General features: G+C 75.1%; 14 protein-coding genes. 3 read left to right on the plus strand and 11 right to left on the minus strand.

What is annotated here, in order from left to right; all coding sequences use genetic code 11:
- Nucleotides 1-516 precede the first annotated feature (516 nt).
- From tyrS to argC, 11 genes are all read right to left on the minus strand, one after another.
- Entirely contained in the window at nucleotides 517-1776 is a 1260-nt protein-coding gene (gene tyrS / locus GYH36_RS09320) for a tyrosine--tRNA ligase (RefSeq protein ID WP_162289715.1), read from the minus strand.
- A 173-nt stretch (nucleotides 1777-1949) separates the two neighbouring features.
- The gene (locus GYH36_RS09325) at nucleotides 1950-2642 is read right to left on the minus strand and encodes a DNA-3-methyladenine glycosylase (RefSeq protein ID WP_024840684.1); all 693 of its coding nucleotides are present in this window, start codon (nucleotides 2640-2642) and stop codon (nucleotides 1950-1952) included.
- 85 nt (nucleotides 2643-2727) lie between these two features.
- A complete protein-coding gene (locus GYH36_RS09330; protein WP_024840683.1) occupies nucleotides 2728-3372 on the minus strand; it encodes a uridine kinase family protein in 645 nt (214 codons plus the stop codon).
- 24 nt (nucleotides 3373-3396) lie between these two features.
- A complete protein-coding gene (gene argH, locus GYH36_RS09335; RefSeq protein WP_312028580.1) occupies nucleotides 3397-4794 on the minus strand; it encodes an argininosuccinate lyase in 1398 nt (465 codons plus the stop codon).
- Nucleotides 4795-4868: 74 nt separating this feature from the next.
- Nucleotides 4869-6098, minus strand: a complete 1230-nt coding sequence (locus tag GYH36_RS09340) for an argininosuccinate synthase (RefSeq protein WP_162289717.1) — start codon at nucleotides 6096-6098, stop codon at nucleotides 4869-4871.
- Nucleotides 6099-6159: 61 nt separating this feature from the next.
- Entirely contained in the window at nucleotides 6160-6681 is a 522-nt protein-coding gene (locus tag GYH36_RS09345; RefSeq protein WP_024840680.1) for an arginine repressor, read from the minus strand.
- Nucleotides 6678-7613, minus strand: a complete 936-nt coding sequence (argF, locus tag GYH36_RS09350) for an ornithine carbamoyltransferase (RefSeq protein WP_115942436.1) — start codon at nucleotides 7611-7613, stop codon at nucleotides 6678-6680. The genes GYH36_RS09345 and argF overlap by 4 nt, the downstream gene beginning before the upstream one ends.
- Nucleotides 7613-8851, minus strand: a complete 1239-nt coding sequence (locus tag GYH36_RS09355; RefSeq protein ID WP_162289729.1) for an acetylornithine transaminase — start codon at nucleotides 8849-8851, stop codon at nucleotides 7613-7615. Before GYH36_RS09355 ends, argF begins: the two co-directional genes overlap by 1 nt.
- Nucleotides 8852-8958: 107 nt before the next feature.
- Complete coding sequence (gene argB, locus GYH36_RS09360; RefSeq protein ID WP_162289718.1) at nucleotides 8959-9933, minus strand: acetylglutamate kinase; 975 nt, start codon at nucleotides 9931-9933, stop codon at nucleotides 8959-8961.
- Complete coding sequence (gene argJ / locus GYH36_RS09365; RefSeq protein ID WP_162289719.1) at nucleotides 9930-11141, minus strand: bifunctional glutamate N-acetyltransferase/amino-acid acetyltransferase ArgJ; 1212 nt, start codon at nucleotides 11139-11141, stop codon at nucleotides 9930-9932. The genes argB and argJ overlap by 4 nt, the downstream gene beginning before the upstream one ends.
- The gene (gene argC, locus GYH36_RS09370; RefSeq protein ID WP_155100149.1) at nucleotides 11138-12226 is read right to left on the minus strand and encodes an N-acetyl-gamma-glutamyl-phosphate reductase; all 1089 of its coding nucleotides are present in this window, start codon (nucleotides 12224-12226) and stop codon (nucleotides 11138-11140) included. The genes argJ and argC overlap by 4 nt, the downstream gene beginning before the upstream one ends.
- A 192-nt stretch (nucleotides 12227-12418) precedes the next feature.
- Between argC and GYH36_RS09375 the strand changes: the two genes are divergently transcribed.
- Genes GYH36_RS09375 through GYH36_RS09385 form a run of 3 tightly spaced genes read left to right on the plus strand, consistent with a single transcriptional unit; the run spans nucleotide 12419 to nucleotide 14740 of the window.
- On the plus strand, nucleotides 12419-13423 hold the full coding sequence (locus GYH36_RS09375; RefSeq protein ID WP_162289720.1) for a quinone oxidoreductase family protein: 1005 nt from the start codon (nucleotides 12419-12421) through the stop codon (nucleotides 13421-13423).
- Complete coding sequence (locus GYH36_RS09380) at nucleotides 13420-13701, plus strand: hypothetical protein (RefSeq protein ID WP_115942431.1); 282 nt, start codon at nucleotides 13420-13422, stop codon at nucleotides 13699-13701. The genes GYH36_RS09375 and GYH36_RS09380 overlap by 4 nt, the downstream gene beginning before the upstream one ends.
- Nucleotides 13702-13744: 43 nt before the next feature.
- Complete coding sequence (locus tag GYH36_RS09385) at nucleotides 13745-14740, plus strand: DUF4862 family protein (RefSeq protein ID WP_162289721.1); 996 nt, start codon at nucleotides 13745-13747, stop codon at nucleotides 14738-14740.
- The last annotated feature ends 11 nt before the right edge of the window (nucleotides 14741-14751 follow it).

Here is a 14751-nt window from a genome sequence, read left to right on the forward strand (position 1 = left end):
AGCCATGCCACAGGGACAAAAAATTTGGCATTGACTAACAAGCACACTGTTGAGTTCTCAAACAACCGACACACACCAACTCAGCACCACCCGACCGGGCAGAACCTCGCTTGGGGCAACTTCTCCAATCTACCAGATCCTTGGTGTCCGCTCCAACTCGGTGATCCGAGCGGAAAGGGCCGTGGAACAGGCAGCCTTCATGGACCGGCACGGCGCGCGAAGCTCCGTGCTGTTCCTCGAAGGGGGAACGCCCGGGGGACCAGCCACCGTCTCGTGCGATCGAGACCCGTGTCCGTTCCTCCCTGCCGGGCGAACGTCGAGAACACTACACGCGGTCCGCGGCCGTGCCAAATCGGCTCCGTGCCGCGGCCGAGAGGCCCGCAGGGACGCGGCCCCACGCGTGCGAGGAGCGCGGACGCACGGCCGCGACGACGCGCGAAGGGGCCGGGCCGCTCGACGCGGTCCGGCCCCTCCTCCGGTGATGATCGCCCGCCGCGGGACGACGACCCGACCTGGTTAGCCGGCGACCGCCACGCCGAGGGTCTTCTTCCCCCGGCGCAGGAGCGCGTAGCGCCCGTGCAGCAGGTCGGCGGCGGAGAGGACGGCGTCGTCGCTCGCGACCTTGGTGTTGTTCACGTACGCGCCTCCTTCCGCGACAGCACGGCGCGCGGCCGCCTTCGACGCCACCAGACCCGACGACGCGAAGAGGTCGACCACGAGGTCGCCCACCGCCGCCGCGGTGCGCGGGAGCTCGGCGACCGCCGCACCCAGGGTCCGCTCGTCGAGCGCGGCGAGCTCGCCGCGCCCGAACAGCGCCTGGCTCGCCGCGATCACGGCCTCCGTCGCGGCGGCGCCGTGGACGAGTGTCGTGACGTCGGCCGCGAGCGCCCGCTGGGCCTCGCGCGCGCCCGGCCGCTCGAGCACGGCGGCCTCGAGCTCGGCGATCTCCTCGCGCGTGCGGAAGGTGAAGATCCTCAGGAAGCGCACCACGTCGTCGTCCGCGGCGTTGAGCCAGAACTGGTAGAACGCGTACGGGCTCATCATGTCCGGGTCGAGCCACACGGCGCCGCCCTCGGTCTTGCCGAACTTGGTGCCGTCCGCCTTCGTGATGAGCGGCGTCGTCATGACGTGGACGGAGGCGCCCTCCGTCTTGCGGATCAGGTCGACGCCCGAGAGCAGGTTGCCCCACTGGTCGTTGCCGCCGGTCTGGAGCGTGACCCCGTGCCGGCGGTAGAGCTCGTGGAAGTCGATGCCCTGGAGGATCTGGTAGCTGAACTCGGTGAAGCTGATGCCCTCCTCCGAGTGGAGGCGGCGCGCGACCGTGTCCTTCGCGAGCATCGTGCCCAGGCGGTAGTGCTTGCCGACGTCGCGCAGGAAGTCGATCGCCGACAGGCCCGAGATCCAGTCGAGGTTGTTGACGACGCGCGCGGCGTTCTCCCCCTCGAAGTCGAGGAACCGCGAGACCTGGCCCTTGAGGCGCTCGGTCCACTCCGCGACGGTCTCCTTGGAGTTGAGCACGCGCTCGCCGGACTGGCGCGGGTCGCCGATCATGCCCGTCGCGCCGCCCACGAGGGCGATGGGGCGGTGCCCCGCGAGCTGGAGGTGGCGCAGCAGGATGAGCTGGACCAGGTGGCCGTGGTGCAGGCTCGGCGCGGTCGGGTCGAAGCCGCAGTAGTACGTGATCGGGCCCTCGGCCAGCGCGGCGCGCAGCGCGGCCTCGTCGGTGGACTGCGCCACCAGGCCTCGCCATTGCAGCTCGTCGAGAACGTCGCTCACTTCTGCTCCTTCGTCGAGTGCCCCGGCCGGGGCACGGTCCGTGCGGCCCGTACGGCCCGCGGGTCCTAGTCTGCCGTGCCGCGCGACCGCGTCCGGCCACCGCCCACGACGCGGGCGCCCCCGGGGCCGCCGACACCCCGCGGACCCCCGCGCTCCGCGGGCCCCGTGCGCGCTCAGCGCGCCCGCGCGCTCACACGGCGGTACGCCGAGACCGTCGGGTCGCCGGCGAGCCAGTAGCGCCACGGGTAGCGGTCGCCGTCTCCCCCGACCCCGGAGACGCCGACGCGCGGTCCCGTGGCGACCACGGGCCGGAACGAGCCGCTCGACGCCCGGTGCAGGACGAGCTCGCCCTCGGGGTCGGTGAGGTCGGCGCCGTACTGGCCCAGGTCGAGGTCGAGCGCCACGGCGAGGCGCGCGGGACCGCGCGCGATCTGGCGGTCGGAGTCGCACCGGCCGGACGCCGTCCGTCGTGCGCGGGCGAGCCCGACGCCGTCGGTCACCTCGCCCGCCCGCAGCAGGACGGCGGACGCGCGGCCGACCGGGCCGCACACCACGTTGACGCAGTGGTGCAGGCCGAGGTGCCGGTACACGTAGAGCCGACCCGGTTCGCCGAACATCGCGCGGTTGCGCTCCGTGCGCCCGCGAAAGGCGTGGGAGCCCGGGTCCTGCTCGCCGTCGTACGCCTCGACCTCGGTGATCCGCAGCGTCACGTCGCCCGCGGCGCTGCGACGCGTGAGCAGCGCACCGAGCAGGTCGCGCGCGACGTCGTGCACGTCCCGCGCGAACCAGCCGCGCGCCGGCACGTCCCACGGCCCGAGGACGCGCGCGTCCTCGGGGCCCGTCCCCGTCAGGGCGTCCGTCGTCATCCGCACCACCTTCCGTCCTGGGCAATGTACGCCCCCGCGCGGACGCCCGGCGGGGCCAGGCGGTCGCCGGGCCCCGGGGCCGGCGTCACCGCGGCGCGGCCCGGACGACGTTCCCCCAGCCGTCGAGCACGACGTCGGCGCGCTCGCGCGAGGCGTGGCGCGCGTAGTGCTCGCGCTCGTCGCGCATCCAGGCGAGCCAGTGCGCGCGCTGGTCCTCGCCGTCGCGCTCGAGCCCGCGGCGCAGCCGCACGTCGTCGGGTGCCTCGACCCACACGCGCAGCGCCGCGACGGCGTCGGCCTCGCGCCGGCCGGCCCCGCAGCCCTCGACCACGAGGTAGGGCGCGGGCGGCACGTCGTGCCACTCGGCGAATCGGTCGAGAGCCCAGTCGAAGCGCCGGTACCGCCCGGCGCGGCCCGCGGCGAGCGGCGCGAGGACCCACTCGTCGAGACGTCCCCACGCGGGCTCGAGACCGCGCCAGCCCTCGTACAGGTCGTCCATGTGGAGCACCTGCGCGGGCAGCGCGTCGCCGAGCTGGGCGGCGAGCGTCGTCTTGCCGGAGCCGGCCGGACCGTCCACGACGACGAGCCGCGTGCCCGACGACGGCCCGGCGCCCGGCGCGGCCGGCTCGCCCGGGTGGTGGCCGGGCCGTGACGGCGGCCCGCCGAGACGCGGGACGGCGGCGCGCACGCGGCGCACGAGGTCCGCGAGGACGTCGGGACCGACGCTCATGCGCTCACCCCGGCCCGGGCCGCGTCAGCCCTGGGCCCAGAAGCGGTACTCGGCCGAGCGCTCCTTCGCCGCCTCCAGCTGCTCGGCGACGCGCACCGGCGCCGTGCCGCCCACGGCGTCGCGCGACGCGAGCGAGCCCTCGACGCTCAGCACGTCGCGCACACCCGGCGTGAGGTGCTCGGAGATGCCCGCGAGGTCGTCGTCCGAGAGGTCCCAGAGCTCGATGCCGCGCTCCTCGCACACGCGCACGCACGCGCCGGCGACCTCGTGCGCGACGCGGAACGGCACGCCCTCGCGCACGAGCCACTCGGCGACGTCCGTCGCGAGCGAGAACCCCTGCGGCGCGAGCGACGCCATGCGCTCGGTGTCGAACTTGAGCGTCGCGACCATGCCCGAGAACGCGGGCAGGAGCACCTCGAGCGTGTCGACCTGGTCGAACACCGGCTCCTTGTCCTCCTGGAGGTCGCGGTTGTACGCGAGCGGCAGGCCCTTGAGCGTCGCGAGCAGGCCCGCCAGGTCGCCGATGAGGCGGCCCGCCTTTCCGCGCGCGAGCTCGGCGACGTCGGGGTTCTTCTTCTGCGGCATGATGCTCGACCCCGTGGAGTAGGAGTCGTGCAGGCGGACGAACCCGAACTCCTTCGTCGCCCAGAGGATGACCTCCTCCGCGAGACGTGACAGGTCGACGCCCAGCATCGCCGCGACGAACGCGAACTCGGCCACGACGTCGCGCGACGCGGTGCCGTCGATCGAGTTCTCGACCGGCCCGTCGAACCCGAGCTCGGCCGCGACCGCCGCCGGGTCCAGCCCCAGCGAGGAGCCCGCGAGCGCCCCCGACCCGTAGGGCGAGCGCGCGGCGCGCACGTCCCAGTCGATGAACCGGTCGACGTCGCGCAGCAGCGGCCACGCGTGCGCGAGGAGGTGGTGCGCGAGGAGCACCGGCTGCGCGTGCTGCAGGTGCGTGCGCCCCGGCATCGCGGCGCCCGGGTGCGCGGCGGCCTGCTCGATCAGCGCGTCGACGACGTCGAGCACGAGCCGCGCGATCGTGCGCGCCTCGTCGCGCAGGTACATGCGCGTGAGCGTCGCGATCTGGTCGTTGCGCGACCGGCCCGCGCGCAGCTTGCCGCCGAGCTCGGGACCGGCCCGCTCGATGAGCCCGCGCTCGAGCGCGGTGTGCACGTCCTCGTCGTCGTCGGCCGCGACGAACGCGCCCGACGCGACGTCCTCGCGCAGCCGTTCGAGCGCGGCGAGCATGCCCTCGAGCTCGTCGTCGTCGAGCAGGCCTGCGGCGTGCAGGACCTTCGCGTGGGCCTTCGACCCCGCGACGTCCTGGCCCGCGAGGCGCCAGTCGAAGTGCGTGCTCTTGCTCAGCGCCGCGAGCGCGTCCGCGGGGCCGCCGGCGAACCGGCCGCCCCACAGGCTCACGCGCGCGGGCGCCGTCCCCTCGCCGGCCGCGGCGTCCGCGGGGGTGTCCGTGCCGTGTTGGTCGTCGTGCGTGCTCACTGTGCTCCTGCCCCGAGGTCCGCACCGTTGCCGAACTTCTCGTCGCGCGCGGCGGCGAGCTTCGCGGTGAGACCGTAGATCTCGATGAATCCCTTGGCCTGCGACTGGTCGAACGAGTCGCCCTCGTCGTACGTCGCCAGGTTGAAGTCGTACAGGCTCGTCTCCGAGCGGCGGCCCGTCACGGTCGCCCGGCCGCCGTGCAGCACGAGGCGCACGTCGCCGGACACGTAGCGCTGGGTGTCGTCGACGAACACGTCGAGCGACCGCTTGAGCGGGCTGAACCACATGCCGTCGTAGACGAGCTCGGACCAGCGTTGCTCGACGCCGCGCTTGAAGCGGGCCTGCTCGCGCTCGAGCGTGACGTTCTCCAGCTCCTGGTGGGCCGTGATGAGCGCGATCGCGCCCGGCGCCTCGTAGACCTCGCGCGACTTGATGCCGACGAGGCGGTCCTCGACGATGTCGATCCGGCCGACGCCCTGGGCGCCCGCGCGGCGGTTCATCTCCTGGACCGCCTGGAGCGGGGTCACGGCGACGCCGTCGAGCGCGACGGGGACGCCCTGCTCGAACGTGACGACGACCTCGTCCGCGACGGGCGGGAACGTCGGGTCGTCGGTGTAGTGGTAGACGTCCTTGGTCGGCGCGTTCCAGATGTCCTCGAGGAAGCCCGTCTCGACCGCACGGCCCCACACGTTCTGGTCGATCGAGAACGGGTTGTGCTTCGTCGTCGCGATGGGCAGCGCGTGCCGCTCGGCGTACTCGATGGCCTTCTCGCGCGTGAGCGCGAGGTCGCGCACCGGCGCGATCGTCCTCAGGTCGGGTGCGAGCGACGTCGTCGCGACCTCGAAGCGCACCTGGTCGTTGCCCTTGCCGGTGCAGCCGTGCGCGACGGTCGTCGCGCCGAACCGGCGGGCCGCGCGCACGAGGTGCTTGACGATGACCGGGCGCGAGAGCGCCGAGACGAGCGGGTACCGGTCGAGGTAGAGGCCGTTCGCGCGCAGCGCGGGCATGCAGTACTCGGTCGCGAACTCGTCGCGCGCGTCCGCGACGTACGCCTCGACGGCGCCGCAGTCGAGGGCGCGCTGCCGGATGACCTCGAGGTCCTCCCCGCCCTGGCCGACGTCGACCGCGACGGCGACGACCTCGGCGCCCGTGGCCTCGGCGATCCAGCCGATGGCGACGGACGTGTCCAGCCCGCCCGAGTAGGCGAGCACGACGCGTTCAGTCATGACGGATCTCTCTCTGGCGTGCGGGTGGGTCGGTGTCCAGTGTGGCAGTCGTGCGCCCGGGTCACGCGCCCGGCCCGACCGGTCCGGAGAGGTCGAGGAAGCGGCGCGCGAGATCGGCGCCGCCGTCGGGGTCGCGCGCGATGACGAGGATCGTGTCGTCGCCCGCGATGCTCCCGAGCACGCCCGGCAGCACCGAGTGGTCGATCGCCGACGCGAGGTAGTTGGCGGCGCCCGGCGGGGTCCGCAGCACGACGAGGTTCGCGGACGCCTCCGCGGAGACGAGCATCTCCGAGCACAGGCGGGCGAGCCGGGCCGCGAGGTACTCCGGCGACTCCGCGGTCTGCACGCTGCGGTCGCCGCCCTCCCCCGGCAGCGCGTAGACGAGGGCGCCCGACGCGCCGCGGACCTTCTCGGCGCGCAGCTCGATGAGGTCGCGCGACAGCGTCGCCTGCGTCACGGACAGGCCCTCGCGCTCGAGCTCGCGCGCGAGCTCGGCCTGCGAGTGGATCTCCGTGCGGCGCACGATCTCGGCGATGCGCGCGTGGCGCGCCGTCTTCGTCGTCGCGGTGCGGGCCTCGGTCACGACCGCTCCAGGAGGAACGTGAGCAGCGCCTTCTGCGCGTGCAGACGGTTCTCCGCCTCGTCCCAGACGGCGGAGCGCGGGCCGTCGATGACCTCGGCGGTGATCTCCTTGCCGCGGTAGGCGGGCAGGCAGTGCAGCACGATCGCGTCGTCCTTCGCGTGCGCGAGGAGCGCGTCGTTCACCTGGTACGGCACGAACGGCCGGGCACGCAGCTCGGCCTCGTCCTCGTCGCCCATCGACACCCACGTGTCGGTGGCCACGACGTCGGCGCCCGCGACCGCCTCGACCGGGTCGGCCGTGACGAGCACCGACCCGCCGGTCTCGGCGGCGACCCGCTCGGCGTCGGCGAGGACCCGCTCGTCCGGCGGGTAGCCCTCCGGGGTCCCGACGCGCACGTGCAGCCCCGCGGTCGCGCCTCCGAGCAGGTAGGAGTGCGCCATGTTGTTCGCGCCGTCGCCGACGTAGGCGAGCGTCTGGCCCGCGAGGGCCCCCGTGCCGCCGCGCAGCTGGGCGATCGTCAGCAGGTCCGCGAGGATCTGGCACGGGTGGAAGTCGTCGGTGAGGGCGTTGACGACGGGCACGCGGCTGATCGACGCCATCTCCTCGATGCGGTCCTGGCCGAACGTGCGCCACACGATCGCCGACGCCTGCCGGTCGAGCACGCGCGTGACGTCCGCGACGGACTCGCGCACCCCCACCTGGGCGAGGCGGCCGTCCACGACGACCGGGAAGCCGCCGAGCTCGGCGATGCCCGTCGCGAACGACAGCTGGGTGCGCAGCGTGGGCTTGTCGAACAGCACGGCCACGCCCTGCGGGCCCGCGAGGGGCTGGCGGAACGTGCGGTCGTCGCGGAACGCGAGGCCGATCTCGAGGACCTGACGCTGCTCGGCGGGCGTGAGGTCGTCGTCGCGCAGGAAGTGCCGGGGGGCCATCAGGAGCTCCTCGTCGTCGGGGTGGCGGGGGTCGTGGGGTCGGTCGCCGGGGCGCCCGTGGCGTCCTCGCTCCCGGGGACGCTCACCGTCGCGAAGAACGCGACGACGTCGCGCGCCTGCTCGGGCGTGAGGACCAGCGGCGGTGCGAGGCGGATCGCGTCGGGCGCGACGGCGTTGACGACGAGTCCCGCGTCCAGCGCCGCGCGCGCGACGTCGGCCGCGACGGGCCGCGCGAGCTGCACCGCGAGCAGGAGCCCGCGGCCGCGCACGCCCGCGACGAGCGGGTTGCCCGCGCCCGCGATCCGCTCGCGCAGGAGCGCGCCGACCGTGCGGACGTTGTCGAGCAGGCCGTCGCGCTCGATCACGCCGAGCGTCGCGAGGGCGGCCGCGGCGGCGACGGGGTTGCCGCCGAACGTCGTGCCGTGCTGGCCCCGGCCGAGCAGCGTCGCGGCGCGCTCGCCGTACGCGATCACCGCGCCCACGGGGAAGCCGCCGCCGAGGCCCTTGGCGAGCGTGACGACGTCGGGCACGATCCCACCGCCGACCTCGGGCTGCTGGTACGCGAACCACGATCCGGTGCGCCCGACGCCGGTCTGCACCTCGTCGAGCACGAGCAGCGCGCCGTGCCGAGCGGTGAGCTCGCGCGCGGTGACGAGGTAGCCCGGCGAGAGGCAGCGCACGCCCGCCTCGCCCTGCACGGGCTCGACGACGAGCGCGGCGACCTCGCCGCGCTCGGCCACGGCCGCGGGCGAGAACGCCTCCTCGAGCGCGGCGACGTCGTCGAACGCGACGAACTCGACCCCGCCCGGGAGCGGCTCGAACGGCTCGCGGTACGCGGCCTTCGACGTCAGCGCGAGCGCCCCCATGGTCCGCCCGTGGAAGCCGCCCTGGAGCGCGAGGACGCGCGTGCGTCCCGTACGGCGCGTCATCTTGAACGCCGCCTCGTTGGCCTCCGTGCCCGAGTTCGTGAAGAACACGCGCGAGCCCTCGGGTGCCTCGGCGAGCGCGAGCAGGCGCTCGGCGAGCGCGATCTGCGTCGGGGTGCCGAAGAAGTTCGAGACGTGGCCGAGCGTGCCGAGCTGGGCCGAGATCGCGGCCGTGAGCGTCGGGTGCGCGTGGCCGAGCGCGTTCACCGCGATGCCCGCGAGGAGGTCGAGGTACCGCTTCCCGTCGGCGTCCCACACGTACGCGCCCTCGCCGCGCACGAGGACGCGCTGCGGCGGGCCGAACGTGTCCATGACCGCGTGGGTGTACCGGTCCGTCCACTGCGCGACGGAGCCGTCGGCCGGCGCGGCGACGTCCTGGGCGGGGGTCGTGGCGGGCGTCCCGCCGGTCGTGGGCTCGGTCACGCGGCGCCTCCGTCGGTCGGGGTCGCCGCGGGCGCGGCGTCGGGGACGACCATCGTCCCGTTGCCCTGGGTCGTGAAGACCTCGAGCAGGGTCGAGTGCGGCACGCGGCCGTCGATCACGGTGGCCGCCGGCACCCCGCCCTCGACGGCGCGCAGGCACGCCTCCATCTTGGGGACCATGCCCGCCGAGAGCGACGGCAGGAGCGCCGCGAGCTCGGAGCGGGAGATCTGCGCGACGAGCGAGCCCCGGTCCGGCCACGACGTGTACAGGCCCTCGACGTCGGTCAGCACCACGAGCTTCTTCGCGCCGAGCGCGACCGCGAGCGCCGCGGCGGCGGTGTCGGCGTTGACGTTGAGCACCTGCGTCGGGTCGTCGAGGTCGGGCGCGATCGTCGAGACGACGGGGATGCGGCCGGCGTCGAGCAGGTCCTGGACCGCGGCCGGGTGCACCTCGACGACGTCGCCGACGAGCCCGACGTCGACGGGCTCGCCGTCCACGGTCGCGTGCCGGCGCTGGGCCTGCAGGAGGCCGCCGTCCTCGCCCGAGAGCCCGACGGCGTACGGGCCGTGGGCGTTGATGAGGCCGACGAGCTCGCGCGACACCTGGCCCGTGAGGACCATGCGCACGACGTCCATCGCCTCGGGCGTCGTGACGCGCAGCCCCCCGCGGAACTCCGACTCGATGCCGAGCCGGTCGAGCATCGCGGAGATCTGCGGGCCGCCGCCGTGCACGACGACCGGCCGCAGGCCGACCCGGCGCAGGAACACCATGTCCTGCGCGAACGCCGCCTTGAGCGTGTCGTCGACCATGGCGTTGCCGCCGTACTTGACGACGACGAGCGCGCCGGCGAACTCCTGGAGCCACGGCAGGGCCTCGACGAGCACCTCGGCCTTCTGCTCGGGGCGCAGGTCGGTCCGGGTGTCGAACGCGGCGTCGTCGGGGTGGGGCGTGGGGGCGGTCGGGTCGCTCATGAGGAGTACGCGCTGTTCTCGTGGACGTAGTCGTGCGTGAGGTCGTTGGTCCAGACGGTCGCGGTCGCGGAGCCGGCGTGCAGGTCGATCTCGACGCGCACCTCCCGCTCGGCCGCGAGGTCGACGAGCTCGCGCGGCTCGCCCACTCCCCCGGCCCGGCAGACCTGGACGTCGTTGACCGTCACGTCGAGCAGGAGCGGGTCGAACGGGGCGACGTCCTCGGGGACGGTCCCGACGGCGGACACGATGCGGCCCCAGTTCGGGTCGTTGCCGAAGATCGCGGTCTTGAACAGGTTCGACCGGGTCACGGCGCGCGCGACCGCGACGGCCGCGTCCTCGCTCGACGCGCCCACCACCGTGACGGCGACGTCGTGGCTCGCGCCCTCGGCGTCGGCCACGAGCTGGCGCGCGAGGGACGCGCACGCCTCGGTGACGGCGTCGGTGAGCGCGTCGAGCCCGACCTCGACCCCGGACGCGCCCGACGCGAGGAGGATCACGGTGTCGTTGGTCGACATGCAGCCGTCGGAGTCGACCCGGTCGAACGTGGTGCGGGTCGCGGCGCGCAGCGCGGCGTCGGCCGTCGCGGCGTCCACGACGGCGTCCGTCGTCAGCACGCACAGCATCGTCGCGAGGCCCGGCGCGAGCATCCCCGCGCCCTTGGCCATGCCGCCCACGGACCACGTCGCAGCGCCGTCGGTCGCGGTGGCGTCCGTGACCTCGCGGACCACGGAGACCGTCTTCGGCACGGTGTCCGTCGTCATGATCGCGAGCGCGGCGTCGCCGCCGCCGTCGACCGTGGCGGCCGGGTCCGCGAGCGCCGCCGCGGCGGCGTCGACCCCGGCGAGGAGCCGGTCCATGGGCAGGCGCACGCCGATGAGTCCCGTCGAGCACACGAGCACGTCGCCCGCGGACGTCGCGAGCACGTCGGCCACGTGCTCGGCGGTGCGGTGCGTGTCGGCGAACCCCTCCGGCCCCGTGCACGCGTTGGCGCCGCCCGAGTTGAGCACGACCGCTGTCGCGCGACCGTCGCTCACCGCCTGGCGCGTCCACGCGACGGGTGCCGCGAACACGCGGTTGCTCGTGAGCACGGCGGCCGCGACGTCGAGCGGCCCGTCGTTGACGACGAGCGCGACGTCCTTCGCGCCCGTGGACTTGAGCCCGGCCGCGACGCCGGCGGCCCGGAACCCCTGCGGGGTGGTGACGGTCACGGGGCGACCCCCTCGGTCGTGAGGCCCGCCGTCTGCGGCAGGCCGAGCGCGATGTTCATGGACTGCACCGCGGCGCCCGCGGTGCCCTTGACGAGGTTGTCGATCGCGGTGACGGTGACGACGCGGCCCGCCGCGTGGTCGACGGCGACCTGGACGAGCGCGGTGTTCGCGCCGAGGGTCATCGCGGTCGTCGGCCACTGGCCCGCGGGCAGCACGCGCACGAACGGCTCGCCCGCGTACGCGTCCTCCCACGCCTGGCGCACGCGCGCGTCGAGCGCCGCGGGGTCGAGGCGCGCGGCGTCGTCGGCGAGGCGCGCGGTGACCGTGGCGAGGATGCCGCGGGACATCGGCACGAGGGTCGGGGTGAAGGAGATGCTCACGTCGGGGGCGCCCGCGGCGCGCAGGTTCTGCGCGATCTCGGGGATGTGCCGGTGCGTGCCGCCCACGGCGTAGGGCTGGGCCGACCCGAGCGCCTCGGACGCGAGCAGGTGCGGCTTGAGCGACCTGCCCGCGCCGGAGTACCCGTTGGCGAGCACCGCGACGAGGTCGCGGGCCTCGACGAGGCCGGCCGCGACGCCGGGCTGGATGCCGAGCGTGACCGCGGTGACGTTGCAGCCGGGCACGGCGATGCGGCGCACGCCCGCGAGGCGCTCGCGCTGCTTCGTCTCCGTCGCGGCCGCGCCGGGCTCGTGGGTGAGCAGCAGCTCCGGCAGGCCGTACGGCCACGTCCCGGCGTGCTCGGACCCGTAGAACGCCTCCCAGTCCGCCGCCGACGCGAGCCGGTGGTCGGCGCCGAGGTCGAGGACGAGGACGTCGTCCGGGAGCTGCGCCGCGATCTCGCCCGACGCGCCGTGCGGGAGCGCGAGGACGACGACGTCGTGCCCCACGAGGTGCTCGACGCTCGTCGGCACGAGCACGCGGTCGGCGAGGGATCGCAGGTGCGGCTGGTGCGCCCCGAGGGGCGTCCCGGCGTTGCTGTGCGCCGTGACGGCGCCGATCTCCACCTCGGGGTGGCCGGCGAGCAGGCGGAGCGTCTCCCCGCCCGCGTACCCGGACGCACCCGCGACCGCGACTCTGATCGTCATATGCAGAACTATACATAGTTATGCAACGGCGTCCCGGGTCGGCGCGTCGAGACGAGATCGGCAGCCACGCAGGAGATCGGCAGCCGCGCGTGGGATCGGCAGCCCGGACTGCCGATCCAGGCACGGCGTGCCGATCTCGTGCGACAGAAGGGCGGGTACCCCATGACCCCCGCACGACCCTAGGCTGAGCCCATGCACGCGATCGTGGCCCGCACGGCGGGCGGCCCCGAGGTCCTCGAGTACACCGAGCTGCCCGACCCCACGCCGGGCCCGGGCCAGGTCCTCGTCCGGTCGGCGGTGGCCGGCGTGAACTTCATCGACACGTACCAGCGCGCGGGCGTGTACCCGATGGAGTACCCGCACGTCGTCGGGAGCGAGGGCGCGGGCGTCGTCGCCGAGGTCGGCGAGGGCGTCGAGGGGTTCGCCGTCGGGGACCGCGTCGTGTGGACCGAGGCGCCCGGGTCGTACGCGGACCTCGTCCTCGTGGACGCCGAGCAGGCGCTGCACGTGCCGGACGCCGTGCCGCTCGAGGACGCGACCGCCGTCGCGCTCCAGGGCCTCACCGCGCACTACCTGTGCACGTCGTCCTACCCGGTGCGCCCGGGTGACCGCGTGCTCGTGCACGCGGGCGCGGGCGGCGTCGGCCTGCTCCTCACCCAGATGCTCGTCGCGCGGGGCGCGCACGTGATCTCGACGGTGTCGACCCCCGAGAAGGCCGAGCTGTCGCGCGGCGCCGGGGCGGAGCACGTGATCCAGTACACCGCGTTCGCGGACCTCACCGCCGAGCTGCCCGAGGTCGTGCGCGGGCTCACGGGCGGCGAGGGCGTCGCGGCGGTGTACGACTCGGTCGGCAAGGACACGTTCGACGCGTCGCTCGCGTCGCTGCGCCGCCGCGGCACGCTCGTCCTCTACGGCGGCTCCTCCGGGCAGGTCCCCCCGTTCGACCCGCAGCGCCTCAACGCGGGAGGGTCTCTCTTCCTCACGCGGCCCAAGCTGTCGGACCACACCGCGACCCGCGCCGAGCTCGTCGAGCGCGCGACCGAGGTGCTCGGCGCCGTCGCGGGCGGCACGCTGCACGTGCGCGTGGGGGCCACCTTCCCCCTCGCCGAGGCCGCCGACGCGCACCGCGCGCTCGAGAGCCGCGCGACGACCGGCAAGGTGCTGCTCCTGCCCGGCTCCGCGCCGACGACGGCGTGAGCTGGGACTGGGTGCCCGCGCGCCCGGGCGAGGAGGACGGGTCCGACGGCGGTCCCTCCCCCGCGCTGCGGCGCACCGTAACCGTGCTCGTCGTGCTGCTCACCGGGGTACTCGTCGCGTACTACCTGACGGTCGCGGTGCGGCAGCAGGCGGACGCGTGCGTCGCCGACCGCCCGGCGGGCGTCGAGGCGCGGGACGTCCACGCGACCTGGCGCTGGCTCCCACCGGGCTACGACTGCGAGCACGCGACCGCCGACGAGGACGTCGCGCGCGCCTGACCCGCGCACCCACCCACCGACCCACGACCCACGACGAGGACCCATGCCTGGAACGCCGCACCCCCGCCCGCACGTGCTCCTGGGGGCCTACGCCCTCGCGGGCGTCCCGGACCCGGGTGGCTGGTACGCCGCGCTCGACGACGACGGGCTCGACGGGATCGAGCACCCCGTCGACCCGGACGACGTCGCGGCCCTCGCGACCGTGGCAGCCGCCCTCCCCGCGCGCTGGTCCCTCATGCCGACGACGGTCGCGGCGACGGCGCGACGCGCCACCGCGGACCGGTCCTACGGGCTCGCGTCCGACGACGAGGCCGGTCGCCGCGAGGCGGTCGAGGGCGTCGCGCGCGTGCTCGACGCGGCCGGGCGCCTCGCCGACGACGGACGCCGGGTCGTCGCGGTCGAGCTCCAGTCGGCTCCGGGTCCGGGCACCGGCTCGGCCGCCGCGCTCGAGCGCAGCCTCGTCGAGCTCGCCGCCGTCGCGCCCGCCGGGCTCCCGCTCGTCGTCGAGCACTGCGACGCTCCCCGCCCGTGGGGCGTCGCCGAGAAGGGCTTCCTCCCGCTCGAGGACGAGATCGAGGCCGTCGGCCGCGCGGCGCGGGCGACGGGCCACCCGCTGCACGTCGGGCTCAACTGGGGACGCTCCGCGATCGAGGGCCGCAGCGCCGCCACGCCCGTCGAGCACGCGCGCGCCGCGGCGGGCGCCGGGCTGCTCGCGAGCGCGATGCTCTCGGGGGCCGCGGGGGTGGCGGGCCGCTGGGGCGGGCCGTGGGACGACGCGCACGTGCCGCCGCACGGCCCCGACCCGGCGCTGCCCGGCTCCGACGAGTCGATCCTCGGCCCGGACGAGGTGCGGGCGTTCCTCGTGGCGTGCGGCCCGGTCCCCGTCGTCGGGGCGAAGGTCACGACCCGCCCGCTCGACGCGTCCCCCGCGCAGCGCCTCGCCGTCGCGCGCGCGACCGTCGCGGTCGTGCGCGCCGCCCTCGCCGACGTCGAGCCCGCCTGGTCGGCGGGCGTCCGGGAGGTCCCCCAGGGGGTGTGACGCCTGCCGGC

Source organism: Cellulosimicrobium composti (assembly GCF_010287905.1).
GTDB classification, from domain to species: Bacteria; Actinomycetota; Actinomycetes; order Actinomycetales; family Cellulomonadaceae; genus Cellulosimicrobium; species Cellulosimicrobium composti.

What these genes read in the sequence shown, in the direction of transcription:
- GYH36_RS09325 (WP_024840684.1), bottom strand. Translation starts at nt 2,642, where the DNA reads ATGACGACGGACGCCCTGACGGGGACGGGCCCCGAGGACGCGCGCGTC.
- GYH36_RS09330 (WP_024840683.1), bottom strand. Translation starts at nt 3,372, where the DNA reads ATGAGCGTCGGTCCCGACGTCCTCGCGGACCTCGTGCGCCGCGTGCGC.
- GYH36_RS09340 (WP_162289717.1), bottom strand. Translation starts at nt 6,098, where the DNA reads ATGACTGAACGCGTCGTGCTCGCCTACTCGGGCGGGCTGGACACGTCC.
- argF (WP_115942436.1), bottom strand. Translation starts at nt 7,613, where the DNA reads ATGGCCCCCCGGCACTTCCTGCGCGACGACGACCTCACGCCCGCCGAG.
- GYH36_RS09355 (WP_162289729.1), bottom strand. Translation starts at nt 8,851, where the DNA reads ATGGACACGTTCGGCCCGCCGCAGCGCGTCCTCGTGCGCGGCGAGGGC.
- argB (WP_162289718.1), bottom strand. Translation starts at nt 9,933, where the DNA reads ATGAGCGACCCGACCGCCCCCACGCCCCACCCCGACGACGCCGCGTTC.
- argC (WP_155100149.1), bottom strand. Translation starts at nt 12,226, where the DNA reads ATGACGATCAGAGTCGCGGTCGCGGGTGCGTCCGGGTACGCGGGCGGG.
- GYH36_RS09375 (WP_162289720.1), top strand. Translation starts at nt 12,419, where the DNA reads ATGCACGCGATCGTGGCCCGCACGGCGGGCGGCCCCGAGGTCCTCGAG.
- GYH36_RS09385 (WP_162289721.1), top strand. Translation starts at nt 13,745, where the DNA reads ATGCCTGGAACGCCGCACCCCCGCCCGCACGTGCTCCTGGGGGCCTAC.